Here is an 18,756-nt window from a genome sequence, read left to right as displayed (position 1 = left end):
GTATTAAATAACTGATATCTAATATTATAAATAATAAAAAAACCCACTATAAGAAAAACTTATAGTGGGTTTTTTACTTCTTTTTCAGCTATTATTCCACTCTGTTTTCGTCAAAAGCAGATGGTAGTAATTTAGGAATTAATTTTATAAATATAGGTAATAAAACAGCACCACCTGGCAATATAAAAATTGCTAATGATGGGATGCTTTTGAAAATATCTAACAACTGGTTTTGTACTTTTTTCTTTTCTTCTTCGGTTAATTCTTTGGTTGCCGATTTAGATAATAAGGCAACTAATTCTTTACTCTCAGATAATTCTTTACTGAGTCTTTTACTGTTTCTTAAGATTAGTTTATTGACAATTTTAGACATGCTATCGTAAAACTGTACCGCCAAATTATTGTTTTTTAAATGGGGCATTTTCTCCGAATTTTCTTCGAAAAAATGAGCCACATTTTCTATTGAATTTAAGATGGTTTCTGAGGGTAAACCAAGGTCGTTTCCTAGGCTAAAAATGAACTCAGATTCTTTGTAGTCTAATGACTGATCTTCCCATACTGTTAAGCAGGCAACATCTAAAAAATAATGGTATTCACACAGCGAAAAATTGGTCTTTAATTTGTCGCGATACGAGCCATCAAAACGATCTTCGGATTGGTCAATAAACGTTAATGAAGACTCAAAAAGCTGCGCTAATTTTTTATCATTTTTGTTTTTACGTTTCGATTTTAAAGTATAATGAATACAATTTATGGTCACATATTCTAATTCTTCAGCATACTTTTTTAGATCGGTTTTAGAATCTAAATACTTTTTAAATGTAAGTACATCTATAAATAAAAGTGAGTTGGTAATGATGCTATTAAACGTTTTGCTAATAACATTATCATCAATATAAATTCTCGAGTCGATTAACTTTTCTAATTGCGAAGAAGTTTTTTTTCCATTAAGTATTTTATGCAATAAGGAAATTTTATTCACTCCTAATTGGTTGTAAAACTCAAAAATCTGATCTAAAAACTGATTAAAATCGGCTTCTTTTTCTTTCTGTCTGTAGGTAAAATATAATGCAGTCAGTAAATTTATCTTAGCCTTTTCATCTTCAGATAATGGATGTTCAGGATGTATAAATTCTGGAATCTTAATATTTATTCCATATATAAAACCAGTACTTTTTAAATGTTGGTATAGCTCGTCAAAATTATCATACAAACCATGATAATCTTTTACAAGATGTCCAAATTTTTCTATCCAGCCAGAAGACGAAGGATTCATTTACTAGTTATTTTAAAGCGCGAAATTAATACAAAAGTCTTAAGTATAATGGATTCTTACACATAATAATAAGAAGTATAAAATTAGCTTAACATAATTTTAACATTTAAAAACAAACCCTAAATAAATTCTCTCGTAAGTGTTGCTGAATTAATAATCTAATAATTGACAACATGAAAAAAACAAAAATTTATTTAGGGCTTGCACTACTTGCTGTAACTGGCATTGTATTAGTAGCAGCGGATCATATTGATGCGCCAGGATCTATGGGAACTTCAGCAGATATTGCCGATTTCTATGCTTTCGAACCTACCACTGGTTCAGATAATACGGTATTTATAGTGGATTTACAATCTAGCGTATTGCCAGATTTGGCCTATGGAACATTTGATGAGAATGTACTAACAGAAATTAATATTGATTTGGATGGTGATTTAATTGAAGATAAAGTAATACAAGCCATACCAAGAGATGGTATAATGTACTTTTTTGGTCCAATAAATCCATCTCAAAAAGGATTAAATAGTCAAGTTTGGGTAGATGCGCCACTAGGAAGTGTTGAAATTTCAGGAACAACAGCTAAAGTTACCACTACTACTGATGGCGTAAAGTTGTTTGCTGGTCCTAGACAAGATGCTTTTTTCTTTGATTTTTTTCAGTTTAACGAAGTAATCAGCGGAAATGCTCCATTGGGTTTTAAAACGCCAGAAGATGCTGTTGATACTTTTGATGGTGCCAACACAATGTCTATCGCTATTGAAATACCAAATAGCATGCTGGGTACACCAACCGCTAAAAATGCATTAGGTCTTGATGTTTATAAAACTTGGGTAACATCAAACAAAAAACAATAAAAACAATAATCTAAAAATTTAAAAATATGAAACTATCAAATTTAATATATGCATTTTCTTATCTAGTGGCAATATCATTCTTTGCTTCATGCAATAATGACGATGATAATGATACGACTATGATGCCCGATATGAACGCCGATTTTTCTGGTACATATGCGCAAGTAGATCATATGGGAAGACCAGGAATAAACACTGTTTTAAGTGCTGATAACGCGACAAAAGACATGCAAAACATCACTTTGCCATCTAATATGGCTGCTGCTTTTCAAGCAAGTTTTGAAGCTAGATTGGAAGCGTATCATGATGTATATGCTAACATCTTAGGAGCAGATCCAGCAGCAGTAAATTATGAAAATAATATTTTGGGACTAACAGCTGCTCAATTAACCGGATACTTAGCTGCTGATGTTTTAGATGTAGCTCCTAATTTACCAACCACTTATTTTAATCCAGGAACAGATGCCGATATGGATGGAAGAATTTTAGTACCAGACGGGGATGAAGTAGCCTTAACAGGAAGAATGCTTCAGGATGATGTTATTGATGTTTCTTTAATTCTACTTTTTGGTGGAATGGAAGGAAATAGATTTAGCGGACAAGATACCAATGGCGACGGAATGGCAGATTTACCAAGATTAACATCGGATGGTGTTAGTATTACAGCCAATCCAACAACTACCTTTCCTTATTTGGCTAATCCAGAATAAGGATGTTATGAAGAGGAGAATTGGGAGGGTTTTATGCCCTCCCATATTTTAAAAGAATACGCTTACCTAAAAATAAAACTACCACAACATGAAATATTTATTCACCATATTAACATTTGTACTATTGCAGTCCTGTACTACAACTACTAATGATAAAATTACCAATAGTGAAGATTACGATCAATATTTACAATCTGTAGCGCCTAAAACTACATCAAAATATTTTGATTTATGGAATTCAAAAATAAAACCAGACAGTATTCAACTTACAAGCTTTGGTATAGTTGCTAGCCAGTACGATGCGTATTTTAAGGCAACTGGAGAAATAGATTATCTGAAAAAATCTGAGCAAGCCCTAGAAAAAGCAGTAGAAATTGCTGCCATTGGAAGATCTGGTTATAGAAGATCTTTAGCGCGTAACTACATATCGCAACATAGATTTAAAGAAGCTCTAGTTCAAGCTGAAGCTGCATTGGAAATAGGAGCAGGTTTAAAAGAAACTCAAAGTTTATTGTTTGATGTGCATATGGAGTTAGGTAATTATGACCTTGCTAAAACATACTTAGATAGTATAAAAACTGGCTCAAGCTTTGATTTTTTAATTCGGGCGGCAAAGTGGAATGATTGTAAAGGAGATTTAACTTCCACCATAAATTATATGGAGCAGGCTAAAAATCTAGCAGAAAAAACATATAGTAAACCCTTAATATTATGGGCGTATACCAATTTAGCAGACTATTACGGACACGCTGGAAGAATTAAAGAGTCGTATGCTTTTTATTTAAAGTCGCTGGAATTAGATCAACAGAATGCCTATGCTAAAAAGGGAATTGCATGGATTGTTTTCTCATATGAGAATAACCCACAAGAAGCATTACGAATTCTAGATTCGGTTACTAAAAATCACCATTCTCCCGACTATTATTTACTAAAAGCAGAAATAGCGTCGTTTATGGGCAACCAAAAAGAGCAAAGTATTAATCTTGACGAATATATCATACGAACCAAGAATCCTAAATTTGGCGACATGTATAATGCCTATAATATAGACCTCTACTTAAATGAAACAGGGCAATTGGATAAAGCTTTAGAGTTAGCCAAAAGAGAGGTTGAAAACAGACCAACACCAGAATCGTATAATTTTTTGGCTTACAGTTATTTTAAGCTTAACAACAAAAAAGAGGCACTTACTATTATAGAAAAATATGTAGAAGGTAAAACCTTTGAGCCTGGCGTATTAATAAATGTTGCTGAAATATATAAGGCCAATGGCTATAAAGCCAAGTCTAATGCTTTAAAGCAAGAATTAATGGGTGCTTTGTACGAGTTAGGTCCAAGTATGAAAAGTAAAATAGAATCTCTTTAAACGTATTTTATGTTAAGATGTAGCATACTTATTATGTTCTTGCTGTTGCAGGTAAACCTAAAAGCACAAGAAGTAAAAGGTAAACTAGTAGATCAAAAAAATAATCCTGTTGAAGGGGTGTATATTTTCAATGTAAACTCAGGAAAGCATACCCATAGTAACGAGGTAGGATTATTTAAAATTGAAGAAAATTCCGTGAATGACACCTTGAAAATAGGTGCTTTGGGTTATGAAAAGCTTAATATAATCTTGAAAACTGATGATTTTTATAAAACGAATAGCTATGTTTTAAAAGAACAGTCGTTTCAATTAGAAGAGGTGGTAATTCGTCCAAAAATAAACGGATTGAGCGTAGTATCTGCTATAGATTTAAAAACTTCTCCCGTAAAATCATCACAAGAATTGTTGCAGAAAGTTCCGGGATTATTAATTGGGCAGCATGCAGGAGGTGGTAAAGCGGAGCAACTATTTTTACGCGGATTTGATATAGATCATGGAACAGATATAACAATATCTGTAGATGGTATGCCTGTAAATATGGTTTCGCACGCTCATGGACAAGGCTATGCAGATCTCCATTTTTTAATTCCAGAAACGCTTGAAACTTTAGATTTTGGTAAAGGACCCTATTATGCAAATAAAGGCAATTTTAATACTGCTGCTTATGTAGATTTTTATACCAAAGAAAGCCTAGATCGTAGTTTGCTACGTTATGAAATTGGAGATTTTGGCTGGAACAGAGCCTTAGGCATGTTTAATTTTATAAATTCTGATACTGAAAAGGCTTATGTAGCCACGGAGTTTACACAATTTGACGGACCTTTTGAGACACCTCAAAATTTCTCAAGAGTAAATTTATTTGGTAAATATACTACTTGGTTAAAAGATGCCAGCAAGTTTTCCATAAGTGCATCGCATTTTACAAGTGTTTGGGATGCTTCTGGACAAATACCACAACGTGCAGTTGATAATGGATCAATTACCAGATTTGGAGCTATCGATGCAACCGAAGGAGGGCAAACTAGTAGAACAAATATAAATGCATCGGCACTAAAAATTATAGATGATAACACGTTTATTAAATCGAATATTTTTTATTCCAATTATAATTTTGAGCTCTTTTCTAACTTCACCTTTTTTCTGGAAGATCCTGTAAATGGGGATCAAATTAAGCAAAAAGAACAAAGAAACATATTTGGCCTTAATTCAGAAATAACCAAAAAGTTTACTTTTAGTAGCTCTGAAGCTTTACTTAAATCAGGTGTAGGTATTCGAGCTGATTTTGTGGATGATGTAGAACTATCGCATACCTTAAACAGACGTACAACACTTAATACCATTCAACTTGGCGATGTTAAAGAGAGCAATTCATTTGCTTATGCAAGTTTGGATTATACTATTGGTAAATGGACTATAATTCCAGGAGTACGCGTTGATCACTTTAAATTCATTTATGTAGATAAGCTTCAGGAATCGTATGCTAATAAAGCTGAAACTAAAACGGTGGTGTCGCCAAAGCTAAATTTTTTATACCGACAACATGAAGACCTTCAGTTTTTTCTAAAATCAGGAATGGGTTTTCATTCGAACGATACCCGTGTTGTTATTCAGCAAAGCGCACAAGAAATTTTACCCGCTGCTTATGGTGTGGATTTGGGCACAATTTGGCGGCCTTTTTCAAAACTGTTATTAAATGCTACTGGGTGGTATTTATATTTAGAACAGGAGTTTGTATACGTTGGTGATGCCGGAATTGTAGAGCCTAGTGGTGAAACCAAACGATTTGGTGTAGATCTAGGAGCACGATGGCAAATAAATGATTGGTTGTTTTTAAATACAGATGCAACAATCACCAATGCTAGAAGTATTGCTGAAACTGATGGTCAAGATTATATTCCCCTAGCGCCAGATTTTACATTAGCGGGAGGAATTAGCATTCTTAATTTAGGAAGATTTAATGGGGGTTTTAAATATAGATATTTAGATGATAGACCTGCCAATGAAGATAATTCCATAGTAGCTAAAGGTTATTTTGTAGCCGATTTAAATGCAAATTACCAAATGTCAAAGGCTCTTAACTTGGGCTTATCGGTTGAGAATTTATTCAATGTAGAATGGAATGAAACTCAATTTGCTACAACTTCAAGATTGCAAAGCGAAAATGCTTCTGTGGAAGAAATACATTTTACACCAGGAACACCATTTTTTATAAAGGGTACTATAACGTATACATTTTAGTAGAAAGTAAAGAAGCAAGTGGTTGTTTTTTTGTTTTTAGGTTGAGAGCATCGCAATAATATTATTGCGATGCTTTTTTAGTTAAAACGTTTGGTAAATAAGTTGAAGGGTAAAACCTGCTGAAAAGGAATGTCGTAAGTAGTATAGAAAGGGGATTTTCACAAAGCAAATCCTATTTATAAAAAACTTTAAATCAATTACTTATGGATTATGTTATTCTGCTATTTTGGTTTTATATAATGATTTATTCTGCCTTTAAAATTTATAAGGCACACAGTGAATTAAATAAAGAAATAAAGCGAGGTAATTTAAACGTGTATTTAAATAAATAAACCATGTAATTGTGCTATCATCATTACCCACTAAATTTTTAAGCTTTATTTAATGTGGATAATGAAATTCCTTACCTTTTAAGTTGATATAATGGAACCTCCATTTTTATAGCAACTTTGAAGCTACATATATTTTCGAATCAAAACTGGTAGTAAGAACAAATCTAAAAGCAGTGCTGCTATTAGGGTAGAACTAATTAATAATCCAATAATTAAGCTTGGATTATGAATAGAAAATAGCATGACCATAAAACCAAAAAATAACAATAGGGTAGTTATTATTAAAGCGCGACCTGTTTCTAAGAATGTAATCTCCAATGCTTGCTCTTTTGATAGCCCTTTTGAAATAGCAATTTTATATTTGCCAAGAAAGTGAATGGTATCATCAACAGCTATCCCAAAAACAATCGCGAACACAATAGATACGGGAGCGTCTAGGGGTATTTTTAAAAACCCTAAAATTGCTCCAGCAAAAAGTAGGGGCACTAAATTAGGGATAAGTGAAATAATCACCAGTTTTACATTCTTAAATAAAAGCGCCATTATGATACCAACAAGTATTAACCCCATTAGTAAACCTTGAAATAAACTGGATTGTATATACACCGCATTTTTATCCATCAACATCCCTTTTCCAGTAATTCTGAAATCAACGATTGTAGTGTCTGTGTTTGTTTTAATGAAACCGTTTATCTTGTCATAGGTTTGTAATAAACTATCCGTTCCAATATCTAGTACTTTTGAAAGTATTCTTGATTTGGTTTCAGAACTATCTGTAAATTGGTTTAATTGTTTTTTTGCATAACGCTGTGCATCTTTCTTAAAAACATTGAATTTTTCTTCTGTTTCAGGCATTTCAAAAAAATCAGCTTTGTTCAAATTGTTAGCTTTATTTAATGCCTTATAGATCATGTTAACCGATTGTACATTCTTAACATTAGCAGTTTGATTAAGTTCATTAACCACTTTTTCTATTTCATTAGCAATTTTAAAATCACTTATTTTATTAGTTCCTTTTGCAGTAACGGCTATCTCAATAGATCTAAATCCGGCAAACTCTTTTTGAAAAAAATCAAAGTCGTTCGCAATTTTACTGTCATCCGGAAGGCTTGTTTTAAACGTGTAATTGGTGTTTATCTTACTTAAACCAACAAGACAAGTTAGGGTAAACACAATACAAACTACGACGATACTTTTAGGCTTAGCAATGGTAATTTGGTTAATTTGTAATAAGGTAGTATTCCATAGTTTAGAATGCCCTTTTTTAGGCAGTAAACTCTTTTGGTTAAATAATAAAACTAAAGAGCTGGTAAAAAATACAACGGTTATATAGGCGATAATCACACCTAAAGCTGAGTTTACTCCAAAATCTCTTATACCTACTAATTTGGAAAATAAAAGCGATAGAAAGCCAATTGCTGTGGTTACTGATGTTAATAGTGTTGATAGGCCTACTTCTTTTAAAGACTGTACTATGGCTATATTTTTAGCTGTACCTGATTTCAGTTTTTCAAGAAAATTATCCAGAATATGTATAACATCGGATGTTCCCACAATCAACATTAAAATAGGATAGAAGGCAGCGAGAATGCTTAATTCTTTTCCTAAAACTGATAAAACTCCCATGAATATGAGCAGTGCAATGAAAATGGAACTTAGGGTAATAAAAACTATAGCGGGTCTTTTATACACTATAAAGAGAATAACTAATACTAGAAATAAGGATACGATTGAAGTTACAATTAGCTCTCTTTTTTGCATGTTCACTAAGGCTTCATAGAAAAATGATCTACCCATTAAATGGTAATCTTCTATGCCATTATGCTCTAGTAATGCTCTTGTTTTAGTTAATAATTCAATAGACTGTTGGTAATTTAAATTGTCTTCGGTTTCTAAAAACAATACGAGCGATTTGCCATCTTTGTCAATAAAAGAATTAATAAAAAGGTCGTCTTCTTTTATTTTTTTCCAGTCTATATCATACTGTTTTTCATCATTCCAATGTAGTACAGGTAATTTAGTGTAACCGAAGGAGGTTTTTAAAGGATACGATAAATTGGTAAGTGAATTTGATTGTTTAACATATGGCAGATTTTTAGACTGCTCACTTAAGGTATTGAACTTGGTTAAAAAACTTTTATTGAAAACTGTAGGTTTATTTTCTACAGCAATAAGCAGAAAGTTATCATCTGTAGAGAAATCCTTTATAAAGGCTTCGTAGAAAATTAAATCTTCATCCCCAGTTGGAAAAAATTGACTAAAATCAAAAGAGAATTTTAGATTTGGAAGTGTAAAACAAGACCCGATAGCTAAAACTATAAACCCAATTAAAATCGTTTTTTTATAGGCAACTATTTTATGCATGAATTACGGTGGTATAGTAAATAATTTAACTATTAATTATAGTGGGGTAAAGTTAGCTATAAATTAGTCCAGTTATCTAAGTCTAAGGTCCAATCATAGTTTTTGTAAAGAATTGTAATTCCTTTAGAAGATGGTATTATTCCTTGATCAGCCAATATTTGTTTTACTCCTTTTTTACATCCAAAATCTCCTCTAAACCAGTTGAATAAAGCAGTTACTTCTGCTGTATTATCAGTTTTGTTGTATGTAGATGTCTTTGTTAGATAGTTTTTAGTGCCTGTGTTTAATTGTTCATTAAGCCGATCCGCTTCATAAATAGCCACAGGTGGGCAGTCTTTTGCACCACAGTTTAATGCAAAATGAATTCTATAGTCTCGCGCATCTACTCTTAATCTGCGCTCAAATTTATTAGGGAACCATTTTCTTACCATACCAAGTCCTAATGGCCATTGCGATTTTCTAATGATCCCATGTTCAATTTTAGCAAACGATACCATTTCACCTGCGATAGGTAGTTGTTTTTCACTAAAAAAATCCCTTCTATCTTTATATAAATCTGGGTTTTTATAAAGAATAACTTGAATATACCCATTATATACATTTATCCAAAAGGCGAGTTTTTGAGCATCAGTTATAAGTGATTTTTCAAGCTCATCTATACTTGTATTGTATAGTATTTGCTGAAATTCTTCTGTGTTTTTATTATTTTTAATGTCTCTCAGAAATTGTTCAGAAAGGGCGTTAAAATTAGTTTTCTCATTAGCTGCTTGTTGTGTGTTTCCATTGAAATAAATTAAAAGCGCTAGTAATGAAATAATAGTTAGCTTGCTGGTGCTCATGGTATTCATTTTATTTTTAGTATTGTATTAATACATACGGAAATAAGTATGCAAAGGTTTGGTCGAAAAAAAATTGAACCCTTTCTGATAAAGCTACGTAAATAGTGCGAGTAAATTAGCTGTATTAGATGTAATACAGACTTATATGAAAAAGACCTATTGTATATGATTTCAATAATTATACCAGTACACAACGAAAAAGAAAATCTTCAATGGCTTATTCCGTATCTGGAGGGTTTAATAGCAAATGAGAATGCTGAGGTGTTCATAGCAGTTTCGTCTAGAAATTCAGATAATACGTCACTTGCTAACAACAATCCAAAAATCAATATTCTAAAATGTCAGGGTAGTGGACGAGCGTTCCAAATGAATGCAGCAGCCAAGCTTGCTAACGGAACTATTTTTGCCTTTTTACATGCCGATGTAAAACCACCCACTACATTTATTACCGATATAGAAAATACAATTACTAATAATTATAAAGCAGGATTTTTTTCTTATCAATTTGATAAACAAAGTTTTATGCTTAGGGTGAACGCCTCATTTACCGCAAAGGATGGTATTTTTACAGGCGGCGGGGATCAATGTTTATTTATTAAAAAAGATGTATTCCATAGTTTAGGAGGCTTTAATGAAGCACAAGTAATTATGGAAGACTTTGAGTTGTTTAAAAGAATGAAAAAGAAAAATATAAGGTACACTATTGTTAAAAACAATCTCATTGTTTCAGCTAGAAAGTACGAAACGAATTCTTATTTAAGAGTAAATCTGTCTAACCTAATTTTGGTGATACTCTTTAATTGCGGCTATCCTGCTCCGAAATTAAAATCTTTACACAATAAGCTATTGAAACTGCCTAACAATACATACTCAAATTAAGTTCTATGAATAAAGTTATCAATGGAATACAGCAAATTGGAATTGGAGTATATAATGCGAAAGAGGTTTTTAATTGGTATAGGAAATATTTATGTTTTGATATTTTAGTTTTCAATGATGAAGCGGATGCTGAATTAATGAAAAAATACACCAATAATAAAATATACAGCAGAAGAGCTTTATTAAGTTTAAATATGTTGGGTGGTGGTGGACTTGAAATTTGGCAGTTTAAGAATAGATTGCCTGAGCCTTCAAAAACTGAAATGTTTTTAGGTGATCTTGGTATAAATTCAATGAAAATTCGGAGTAACAATATAAATCATTCTTATACGCTTCTTGAAAATTTTAAATTAAAAAGTCAATCTGAAAGTAGTATATGTAATGCGGAGCATTTTTTTATTTCTGACCCCTGGAATAACATTATTCAAATAATTCACGATAATTACGAATTTGTTAAAACTGGCACCTCAGTTGGTGGTGTGTTAGGAGCAATAATTGGTGTTTCAAATATGGATGCCTCTTTATCATTTTATCAAAAGCTTTTAGGATATGATATCATTGAATCTGATAGAACGGGAGTTTTTGATGACTTTGTTCATTTACCAGGAGGTACTCATGCTTTCCGAAGAGTTGTTTTAAAACATAGCCCAAGGGATATTGGTGGTTTTGGAGAATTGCTAGGTCCTACAAGTATAGAACTCTTACAAGTTTTAAATAGACAGCCAAACAAAATATACGAAAATCGAATTTGGGGCGATACAGGATTTATACATATATGTTTTGATATCAATGGAATGAAAGCTTTTCGTGAAGAAGCTAAAGCGTTAAAATATCCTTTTACCGTTGATAGTTCAGATAGCTTTGATATGGGTGAAGCAGCCGGACATTTTAGTTATATTGAAGATCCAGATGGTACCCTAATTGAATTTGTAGAAACTCATAAAGTTCCAATAGTAAAGCAATTGGGAATTTACATCAATATGAAAAAAAGAAATCCATCTAAACCTTTGCCTAAATGGTTAATAAAAGCCATGAAAGTACATCGAATTAAACGGAATCTCTAAAAAGTATTATTTATTAAGACGATACTGCTCCTAGTGCATATAATTGTTCTAGGTTAGGCGATTCGCTACCACCAGCTGGTTCTAAGGTAATTCCGAATGCTTCAGAATCATTTGGATTAGAAAGTGCAAATACCTTATTATCATCAGTAATAAAATCTTCTAAAAGTCCCATACTTGTTGGAGTTAACGGACTTAACTTTAAAGACCACACCTGATAAACCATGCCCTCTGGAGGCTCAGGTAATCCTTGTGCATCAATAAAAACCTTCTGTTCTTTTTTGTTCCAGTAAGCTTTTGCGTACGAATTTGGATCTATGGTTTGTCCACCCAGTGCTACCACTTGAATATTTTTATCTCTTATGGTGGTTAAAAGTTGTTGTGATTTTTCCAAAGAAGTTTTGGCGTCTTCAATCTGTTGCTCTAAAACGGTATTAGTTTGTGAAGCAACATGTATTTCAGATTTTAAATTTTTATTTTCAGAATACATCCATAATAATCCAGCGGCTAATAAAATAGAAGCAGCCCAACCTGTATAGGTCGCCCAGTTTGATTTTTCTTTAGGTAATTCAATTACTTTAGTTTCGCTTTCTTTCGCTATTCTGTTTTTTAAATCGGTATAACCTTTATTGCTAGTATTCTTCGGCGCAGCGGCTTTTGTTAATGCTAATATAGCAGCTTCAATGGCTTCAATTTCTCTCTTAATTTCTGGATACTCTTGAGCGTACCGAGCAATATCTAAGTTTTCTTCCTCAGATAATGTGCCAGCCACATAGAGTTCCAAAATTCCTGATGCTATGTATTTTTCTGTATCCATTCTATATTGCAATATTACCCCTAATTTGTGCTATACAACTTCTGTTTCTTGTTTTTACAGTCCCTACAGGGATCGCTAGCTCTTCGGCTGCTTCTTTTTGTGTATAACCTTTAAAATATAGCAGATCTATTATCTGTATACATTTTTCTTTTAGGTTGCTTAACAAGTTTTTTATGCCTATACTATCTACTTGACTATTAAGGTCATCCTTGTCTTCGAGTACATTTACGAAAAAATCGGAAGAAAGGTTTTGTTTGCTGTTTTTATGGGATTTTGAACGCACTTCGTCGATGGCAGCATTCCTGGCAATATTTAACATCCAGGTAAAAAAGCGCCCTTTGGAGGCATCATAACTTTCTGAATTTTTCCAGGCTTTCATGAAAACATCTTGACAAATTTCTTGTGCAATATCTGTATTCTTTACAATACTATTGATTACTCCGCAGATATTATCGGAATACATGGCGTAAAGCTTTTCAAAAGCTTTGTCATCCTTGTTTCTAAAGTTTGCTACTAATTCTTCTAATTCCATCTAAGGTTTTTACGTTTGAAAGATATTAAAAAAAGCTGCCAATAAGCAGCTTTTTTGTAATTGTTAACTTTTTTATACTATTCAATAACTCCAGCACAACTAACTCTAGCGCCAGCGTTACCACTTGGTTGAGAGGTGAAATCGTCTAAACCTTGATGCACAATGACACCTTTGCCTATAATGTTTTTTGTTTCGTCTTCACAGTCAATACACCATTGGTCTGTATTAAACTCAACAGTGGCGTTACCATTTTCATCGGCCATAAAGTTTCCTATATCGCCGCTATGATATCCTGCTTCAGCTCCCCATTTTCCGTGTGGTTTAAAAGTAGGATTCCAATGTCCTCCGGCAGAAGAGCCATCTGCTGCAGAACAATCTGCGGTTTCATGAAGATGAATTGCATGTTCTCCAGGAGTTAAACCAGACATTGTAGCTGTCATAAAAACTTCACCATCTTTTTGTGAAAAAACAACTTCACCTGTTACATTCGAATCACTTTTTGGTTCTAATGCCATAGAAATGGTTTTTACTTCCATAGCTACTTCTGGCATTTCCTTTTCAATTTCTTTTTTTGTTTCCGTTGTTTTTTTGGATTCTTTACAACTAGTGAAAGCGATTAAAGAAAATGAAAGAACAAATATTATTTTTTTCATTTTGCTGTGTTTTAATTTATACTAAAGTACATTCAAAAATTAAAGACTTAGCGCTTTATTAAAATTAATTTTAACGCATATAGTGCTAAAAGAAATGTACTCCAACTCTTTTAATTTTGTTTGAAAGAAACTTCTCCTTTAATAGCTACTTCATCCCAGGTTTTACTCACGCCATCTGGACCAGTATGTAAAACATCACAAACTTTATTTAAAGAAGCGAGTGCAGCAGTGGCTTTCCATTGTTTTAAATCCATTACACCTGTAAATGTGTATTTATTTTCAGAATTAATTTCTGTTTCCAATGGAATATTTGCTGTTTCTCCATTCATGGTTACATCAATAGAGCATTTGTCCCCGTCTACTTTAAAGATTCCAGAAATTAAATCAGAATTTGCCATTACTCCGAAAAAGAATTCTGTAATTTTTGGATCTCTGGTACCTGTAGGATCATTGGTGAATAAACTGCTTATCGGAATATTAAACTTAAGGCCCTTCATCACCTCTAGTGGAGTGCTGGCGGACTTTGCATTCGTAATATTTATAGATTTGAATGTTCCTCCTACAGGTAGCTTATCTGTAGTTTTATACGCAGTAAAACTTACTTTGGTAGAATCATTTACTAGAGAAAATTTTTCCGAAGTCATTTCAGAGCTAGTAGTTACTTCGTCATTTATTTTGTCTTTCTTAACTTCTTTACAACTATAAGAAAGTGAGGCAATTGCTATGGATAAAACTAAAATTGATTTTTTCATTTGTACAGGGTTTGTTAGTACCTTAAAATTACGCTTATTTTAAACGAGATTCAAATTCAAAATGCATTCATTTTAATTACTTTTTTTTCTTTCTTAAGTCAGGATTAAAGAATACACCAACCTGAAGTCTATCAAAATTGCCATTTGAAAAATGATTTTTTAGATAACCAGCTTGGATGGCAAGATTTTCTGTAACATTAACTCCTAATGCACCATACAATCTGTTTTGCCCAAAGGCTTCATTTTGCAGATTGATAAAAATTTCATCATAAAAATTTAAAAAGAAAATATCGGTAAGCGGTAAAGTAACTTGTAAACGGTAGCGAGCTCTATGCTGAGTATCTGTAACATTTTGATATTCTAAAAAACGTTGCTCCAATCTATACCTATGTTCAAACAAAAACTCACCTACTTTATTTTTTAGAATAAATTGTTCAAAAATTCGGTGTTCTTTGCTATTTTCTTCATTTGCAAGGTCTTCAAAAGTGCCATCAGTAGTAATGTAACCATAACCTAAGGTTGCAATAGCATCAGGATTTATGTGATAGTTTAGTCCAGTACGTAAAAGCATTTGATTAAAATTACTGGTAGTTTCATAATAACGAAATTGGGTTTCGGTATGAATGCTTAATTTATCAGAAACTTTATTGGTTCCAAAATACATATACCATGCGCCCCATTTATCTTCGCCGGTTTCTTGTGCGTTACCAATACATGTTATACATAGTGTAATTAAAAGTGCAATTTTTTTCATAAGGTAATTTCTAATCTAGTTTTAATGTTTTTGTTTCTTTAAATGGAGAATCCTCCAGTTTTTCAATAGTAGTTCTATATGTTTTCCAATCTTCAGAGAAGAATTTATTAGTTTTATCTAATGCCATTTGTAACTCTTCTTGAGCAAATTGCATGAGATTTTTTTCTGTGGATGTGATGCCTGATTTTCTAGAACCTACATAGTAACTTGCATCGCCAATACGTTGCATTACAGTAATTTCAGGATTTCTTGTAATTCCTTGGCGTTTATCTTCTTTACCTAAATACAAGGCTATTAAATCATCTATTTTTTTAGCAATATCGGTTGATGATTTTGTTTCTTCTTTGTATTTTTCTTTATCCAATTCTTTTAACTCCTTGGAATATTTTTCTGCGATATTTTTGCTTTCAACCAATTGTTTTACTGCGTCAGCAGCAATTTGGCTTAATGCTTCAAGCTTTTTAGCATTATCATAAACTTCAGAAATTGAAGCTGTAGAAACTGAAATTCTAGGATCAGATTTCACCTCTATTTTTGCTTCCTCAGCAATAGTGCCAAATGACATTTTAATAGTGTAAGTCCCTGGTTTTACATCTACACCACCAGCTTCATTTTTACGAGTACTAATTTTTCTTGATGGTCTATCTGGTCCTTTTTCATCCATACGCCAGTAAATTCTATGAAAACCAGCTTTTTCAGGAGTTTTGTACTTAAGCGTGCGAATAAGCCTAGCGCCATCATATATATCAAACTGAATGGAATCTTTTTTCTGAACTCCAGTTAGTTTATCTTTTTCTGTAGTTGCTGCAGGAGCATCATCATTTTCAGTTTTTTCTTCTTTATCGTCTTCCGCCTCTTTGTCTTTTGTATCAGTTTTGGAGTCTGATTTCTTTTTACCCTCTTTTAGATAATAGGTAATCATTGCCCCAGATTTTTTATTGGCACCATTAAACATGGCGTCTGCTCCAAATCTACTGCCACTAGCTTGTTGATAAGCCGCTTGATAGGCAGTCGGAGGCGTAAATAATTTGGCATCTTTTTGAAGCAAGGTATAATCAGATGCCAATGCTCTAAGCGGTCTAATATCATCCAAAACCCATGCAGCTCGGCCAAAAGTTCCAATTACTAAATCTTGTTCTCTTGGATGTATTACTAAATCTTTTGTAGAAACTGTCGGAAATCCTTCAGTCCATTTCTGCCATTTTACTCCAGCATTAAACGAAACATACAAACCATCATCCGTTCCAAGAAATAATAGATTTGGGTTTTCAATATCCTCAACAATCGATAACGTATAGCTTTTCACATCTGTACCATCTACTATGCGTTCCCAAGTTTTGCCGTAGTTTTTTGTTCTGTAGGCATAAGGAGTGTAATTAAACCTGCGATAATCATTCGCAATCAAAAGTGCTTCTCCTTTGTTTTTGTTAGATGCTTTAATTTGAGGTATCCAACTTCCTTTTGGTAGTCCTTTGATGTTTATAGTAACATCTGTCCAGGAGGTACCTCCATTTTGAGTTACATGCACGCGACCGTCATCGGTACCAACCCACAACATATCCTTCTCTAAAACAGAAGGTTCTATCACTAAAATGGTACAATGGTTTTCTGCACCTGTAGCATCCATAGTTAATCCGCCACTTTCATCTTGTTTTTGTTTTTCTGGATCATTTGTAGTTAAATCTGGCGAGATAACGGTCCATGTTAATCCTTTATCGGTACTTTTATGTACAAACTGACTCCCGAAATAAACCGTACTTGTATTAAACGGATCTTGTCCAATTCCTGCATTCCAATTAAAACGCAATTTAGTTGTTGCATCAGGAGGAGTAGGGCGTACAATATAGTCATTACCCGTTTCATGATCGTATCTAGATACAAAACCTTGTTGACTCATAGCATAACCATATCTAGAATCGTCTAAATCAGGAACAACATCAAAACCATCACCAAAAGCTATTTCTTGCCAATAGCTATTTCTTATACCTTGCGCTCTCCATACATATGCAGGACCGCGCCAAGAACCATTATCTTGCATTCCGCCATAAACATTATACGGAAATTCATTGTCTGCGCTAATATGATAAAATTGAGCAACGGGAATATTACCAATAAAACGCCACGATTTACCACCATCTTTGGTTATGTTCATTCCACCGTCATTACCATCCATCATAAATTGTCCATTCTTTGGATGAATCCACCATGCGTGGTGATCTGGGTGAACACCATTGTCAACACCATAAGCAGGCATTAATTCCGTAAAACTCTTACCGCCATCTTCCGAAACATTTATGTAGGTAAATACAGAATAAACTCGATTTTCATTTTGTGGGTCTACATATATTTCAGAATAATAAAACGGCCTATTGCCAATGTCTTCTTTGTCATTTATTTTCTTCCATTTAAAACCACCATCTTCTGATTTGTATAGTGCATTTTTCTTTGCTTCAACAAGTGCATACACAATATTTGGTTTGCCAGGAGCAATCGCAACACCTATTCTACCAAGCTCTCCAGCAGGTAAGCCATCTTCTTCTGTTAGTTTTTTCCAATTTTTACCACTATCATGGGTCATGTATAATCCACTACCTGCACCACCAGATTTAAAAAACCAAGGATCTCTTTTGTGTTCCCACATTGCAGCAATAAGTTTATTGGGATTGGTAGGATCCATTACTAAATCTGCTACACCAGATTTGTTATTGGTATATAAAATTTTATTCCACGTTTCTCCTCCATCAGTAGTTTTAAAAACGCCGCGTTCTGGGTGTTCACCCCAAGGAGACCCAATTGCCCCAACATAAACAACATTTGGGTTAGTAGGATCTATGACAATACGATGAATATGCCTTGTGTTCTCTAATCCCATAGATTTCCAGCTTTTTCCACCGTCTAATGATTTATAAACACCGTAACCGCCATTAAGACTATTTCTAGGGTTACCTTCTCCTGTCCCAACCCACAAAACCGACGGATTGCTTTGCTGTATGGCTACGGCACCAACTGAAGCGGTTACTTCTTTATCAAAAATAGGATCCCATTTTATTCCACCTGAGGTAGATTTCCATAACCCGCCAGATGCGGTACCTACATACATAATATCAGGATTTGAATGAACTGCATCAATAGCTGTTACTCGACCACTCATACCACCTGGTCCAATATTACGAGGTTTTAGATCTTGTACTAGATCCATGTTAAAATCTTGTGCAAATACCGAAAATGATGCAAAAAGCATCATAAGAAAAAGAAGTTTTTTCATGAGTTTTAGTCTTGGTTATATTAGTCGGTTTAAATATACCAAATTAAGAAAAGAGATTTCTTAA

The 18,756-nt window shown here is 33.3% G+C and carries 15 protein-coding genes; 6 read left to right on the top strand and 9 right to left on the bottom strand.

Translation table 11 applies throughout. From position 1 onward, the window contains the following. Positions 1-91: 91 nt before the first annotated feature. Positions 92-1,276 carry an LETM1-related biofilm-associated protein gene (locus tag B8963_RS15395; RefSeq protein WP_084063095.1) on the bottom strand — a complete coding sequence of 395 codons (1,185 nt, stop codon included), beginning with the start codon at positions 1,274-1,276 and terminating at the stop codon, positions 92-94. Between the two features lie 173 nt (positions 1,277-1,449). Here B8963_RS15395 and B8963_RS15390 point away from each other — a divergent pair, with 173 nt between their 5' ends. The 4 genes from B8963_RS15390 (at position 1,450) to B8963_RS15375 (ending at position 6,444) form a co-directional block, all read left to right on the top strand. Beyond that, positions 1,450-2,130 (top strand): DUF4331 family protein, encoded by a 681-nt coding sequence (locus B8963_RS15390; protein WP_084063094.1) that lies wholly within the window; start codon positions 1,450-1,452, stop codon positions 2,128-2,130. Between the two features lie 26 nt (positions 2,131-2,156). Beyond that, positions 2,157-2,840 (top strand): DUF4331 family protein, encoded by a 684-nt coding sequence (locus tag B8963_RS15385; RefSeq protein WP_084063093.1) that lies wholly within the window; start codon positions 2,157-2,159, stop codon positions 2,838-2,840. A gap of 88 nt (positions 2,841-2,928) precedes the next feature. Then, a complete protein-coding gene (locus B8963_RS15380; protein WP_084063092.1) occupies positions 2,929-4,206 on the top strand; it encodes a tetratricopeptide repeat protein in 1,278 nt (425 codons plus the stop codon). Positions 4,207-4,215: 9 nt separating this feature from the next. After that, on the top strand, positions 4,216-6,444 hold the full coding sequence (locus B8963_RS15375; RefSeq protein WP_084063091.1) for a TonB-dependent receptor: 2,229 nt from the start codon (positions 4,216-4,218) through the stop codon (positions 6,442-6,444). Between the two features lie 455 nt (positions 6,445-6,899). On the opposite strand, the gene B8963_RS15370 is transcribed toward B8963_RS15375, so the two are convergent. Both B8963_RS15370 and B8963_RS15365 read right to left on the bottom strand, forming a co-directional pair. Further along, the gene (locus B8963_RS15370; protein WP_084063090.1) at positions 6,900-9,140 is read right to left on the bottom strand and encodes an efflux RND transporter permease subunit; all 2,241 of its coding nucleotides are present in this window, start codon (positions 9,138-9,140) and stop codon (positions 6,900-6,902) included. 56 nt (positions 9,141-9,196) lie between these two features. Then, the gene (locus B8963_RS15365) at positions 9,197-9,979 is read right to left on the bottom strand and encodes a DUF547 domain-containing protein (protein WP_084063122.1); all 783 of its coding nucleotides are present in this window, start codon (positions 9,977-9,979) and stop codon (positions 9,197-9,199) included. A gap of 165 nt (positions 9,980-10,144) precedes the next feature. On the opposite strand from B8963_RS15365, the gene B8963_RS15360 reads away from it, so the two are divergent. Together B8963_RS15360 and B8963_RS15355 are read left to right on the top strand one after the other, a co-directional pair. Continuing rightward, positions 10,145-10,858: a TIGR04283 family arsenosugar biosynthesis glycosyltransferase gene (locus tag B8963_RS15360; RefSeq protein WP_084063089.1), complete on the top strand. Its 714-nt coding sequence runs from the start codon at positions 10,145-10,147 to the stop codon at positions 10,856-10,858. A gap of 5 nt (positions 10,859-10,863) precedes the next feature. Beyond that, positions 10,864-11,922, top strand: a complete 1,059-nt coding sequence (locus B8963_RS15355; protein ID WP_084063088.1) for a VOC family protein — start codon at positions 10,864-10,866, stop codon at positions 11,920-11,922. 13 nt (positions 11,923-11,935) lie between these two features. Here the strand turns inward: B8963_RS15355 and B8963_RS15350 are convergent, their stop codons facing one another. From B8963_RS15350 to B8963_RS15325, 6 genes are all read right to left on the bottom strand, one after another. Further along, positions 11,936-12,736, bottom strand: coding sequence for an anti-sigma factor (locus tag B8963_RS15350; protein ID WP_084063087.1), 801 nt, complete (start codon positions 12,734-12,736; stop codon positions 11,936-11,938). Between the two features lies 1 nt (position 12,737). Further along, complete coding sequence (locus B8963_RS15345) at positions 12,738-13,268, bottom strand: RNA polymerase sigma factor (RefSeq protein ID WP_084063086.1); 531 nt, start codon at positions 13,266-13,268, stop codon at positions 12,738-12,740. A gap of 77 nt (positions 13,269-13,345) precedes the next feature. Then, positions 13,346-13,921 carry a superoxide dismutase family protein gene (locus tag B8963_RS15340; RefSeq protein ID WP_084063085.1) on the bottom strand — a complete coding sequence of 192 codons (576 nt, stop codon included), beginning with the start codon at positions 13,919-13,921 and terminating at the stop codon, positions 13,346-13,348. Positions 13,922-14,031: 110 nt separating this feature from the next. After that, a complete protein-coding gene (locus B8963_RS15335) occupies positions 14,032-14,673 on the bottom strand; it encodes a YceI family protein (protein ID WP_084063084.1) in 642 nt (213 codons plus the stop codon). A 76-nt stretch (positions 14,674-14,749) separates the two neighbouring features. Further along, entirely contained in the window at positions 14,750-15,427 is a 678-nt protein-coding gene (locus tag B8963_RS15330) for a DUF2490 domain-containing protein (protein WP_084063083.1), read from the bottom strand. A 10-nt stretch (positions 15,428-15,437) separates the two neighbouring features. Further along, complete coding sequence (locus B8963_RS15325) at positions 15,438-18,692, bottom strand: VPS10 domain-containing protein (RefSeq protein WP_084063082.1); 3,255 nt, start codon at positions 18,690-18,692, stop codon at positions 15,438-15,440. Between the last annotated feature and the right edge of the window lie 64 nt (positions 18,693-18,756).

Source organism: Cellulophaga tyrosinoxydans, assembly GCF_900176415.1.
Taxonomy (GTDB): domain Bacteria; phylum Bacteroidota; class Bacteroidia; order Flavobacteriales; family Flavobacteriaceae; genus Cellulophaga; species Cellulophaga tyrosinoxydans.
The sequence above is the reverse complement of the archived record's forward strand: the minus strand, read 5'-3'. Positions and strand labels throughout refer to the sequence as shown.

Coding starts and splice junctions, on each gene's coding strand:
- B8963_RS15395 (WP_084063095.1), bottom strand. CDS start 1,276: ATGAATCCTTCGTCTTCTGGCTGGATAGAAAAATTTGGACATCTTGTA.
- B8963_RS15390 (WP_084063094.1), top strand. CDS start 1,450: ATGAAAAAAACAAAAATTTATTTAGGGCTTGCACTACTTGCTGTAACT.
- B8963_RS15385 (WP_084063093.1), top strand. CDS start 2,157: ATGAAACTATCAAATTTAATATATGCATTTTCTTATCTAGTGGCAATA.
- B8963_RS15380 (WP_084063092.1), top strand. CDS start 2,929: ATGAAATATTTATTCACCATATTAACATTTGTACTATTGCAGTCCTGT.
- B8963_RS15375 (WP_084063091.1), top strand. CDS start 4,216: ATGTTAAGATGTAGCATACTTATTATGTTCTTGCTGTTGCAGGTAAAC.
- B8963_RS15370 (WP_084063090.1), bottom strand. CDS start 9,140: ATGCATAAAATAGTTGCCTATAAAAAAACGATTTTAATTGGGTTTATA.
- B8963_RS15365 (WP_084063122.1), bottom strand. CDS start 9,979: ATGAGCACCAGCAAGCTAACTATTATTTCATTACTAGCGCTTTTAATT.
- B8963_RS15360 (WP_084063089.1), top strand. CDS start 10,145: ATGATTTCAATAATTATACCAGTACACAACGAAAAAGAAAATCTTCAA.
- B8963_RS15355 (WP_084063088.1), top strand. CDS start 10,864: ATGAATAAAGTTATCAATGGAATACAGCAAATTGGAATTGGAGTATAT.
- B8963_RS15350 (WP_084063087.1), bottom strand. CDS start 12,736: ATGGATACAGAAAAATACATAGCATCAGGAATTTTGGAACTCTATGTG.
- B8963_RS15345 (WP_084063086.1), bottom strand. CDS start 13,268: ATGGAATTAGAAGAATTAGTAGCAAACTTTAGAAACAAGGATGACAAA.
- B8963_RS15340 (WP_084063085.1), bottom strand. CDS start 13,921: ATGAAAAAAATAATATTTGTTCTTTCATTTTCTTTAATCGCTTTCACT.
- B8963_RS15335 (WP_084063084.1), bottom strand. CDS start 14,673: ATGAAAAAATCAATTTTAGTTTTATCCATAGCAATTGCCTCACTTTCT.
- B8963_RS15330 (WP_084063083.1), bottom strand. CDS start 15,427: ATGAAAAAAATTGCACTTTTAATTACACTATGTATAACATGTATTGGT.
- B8963_RS15325 (WP_084063082.1), bottom strand. CDS start 18,692: ATGAAAAAACTTCTTTTTCTTATGATGCTTTTTGCATCATTTTCGGTA.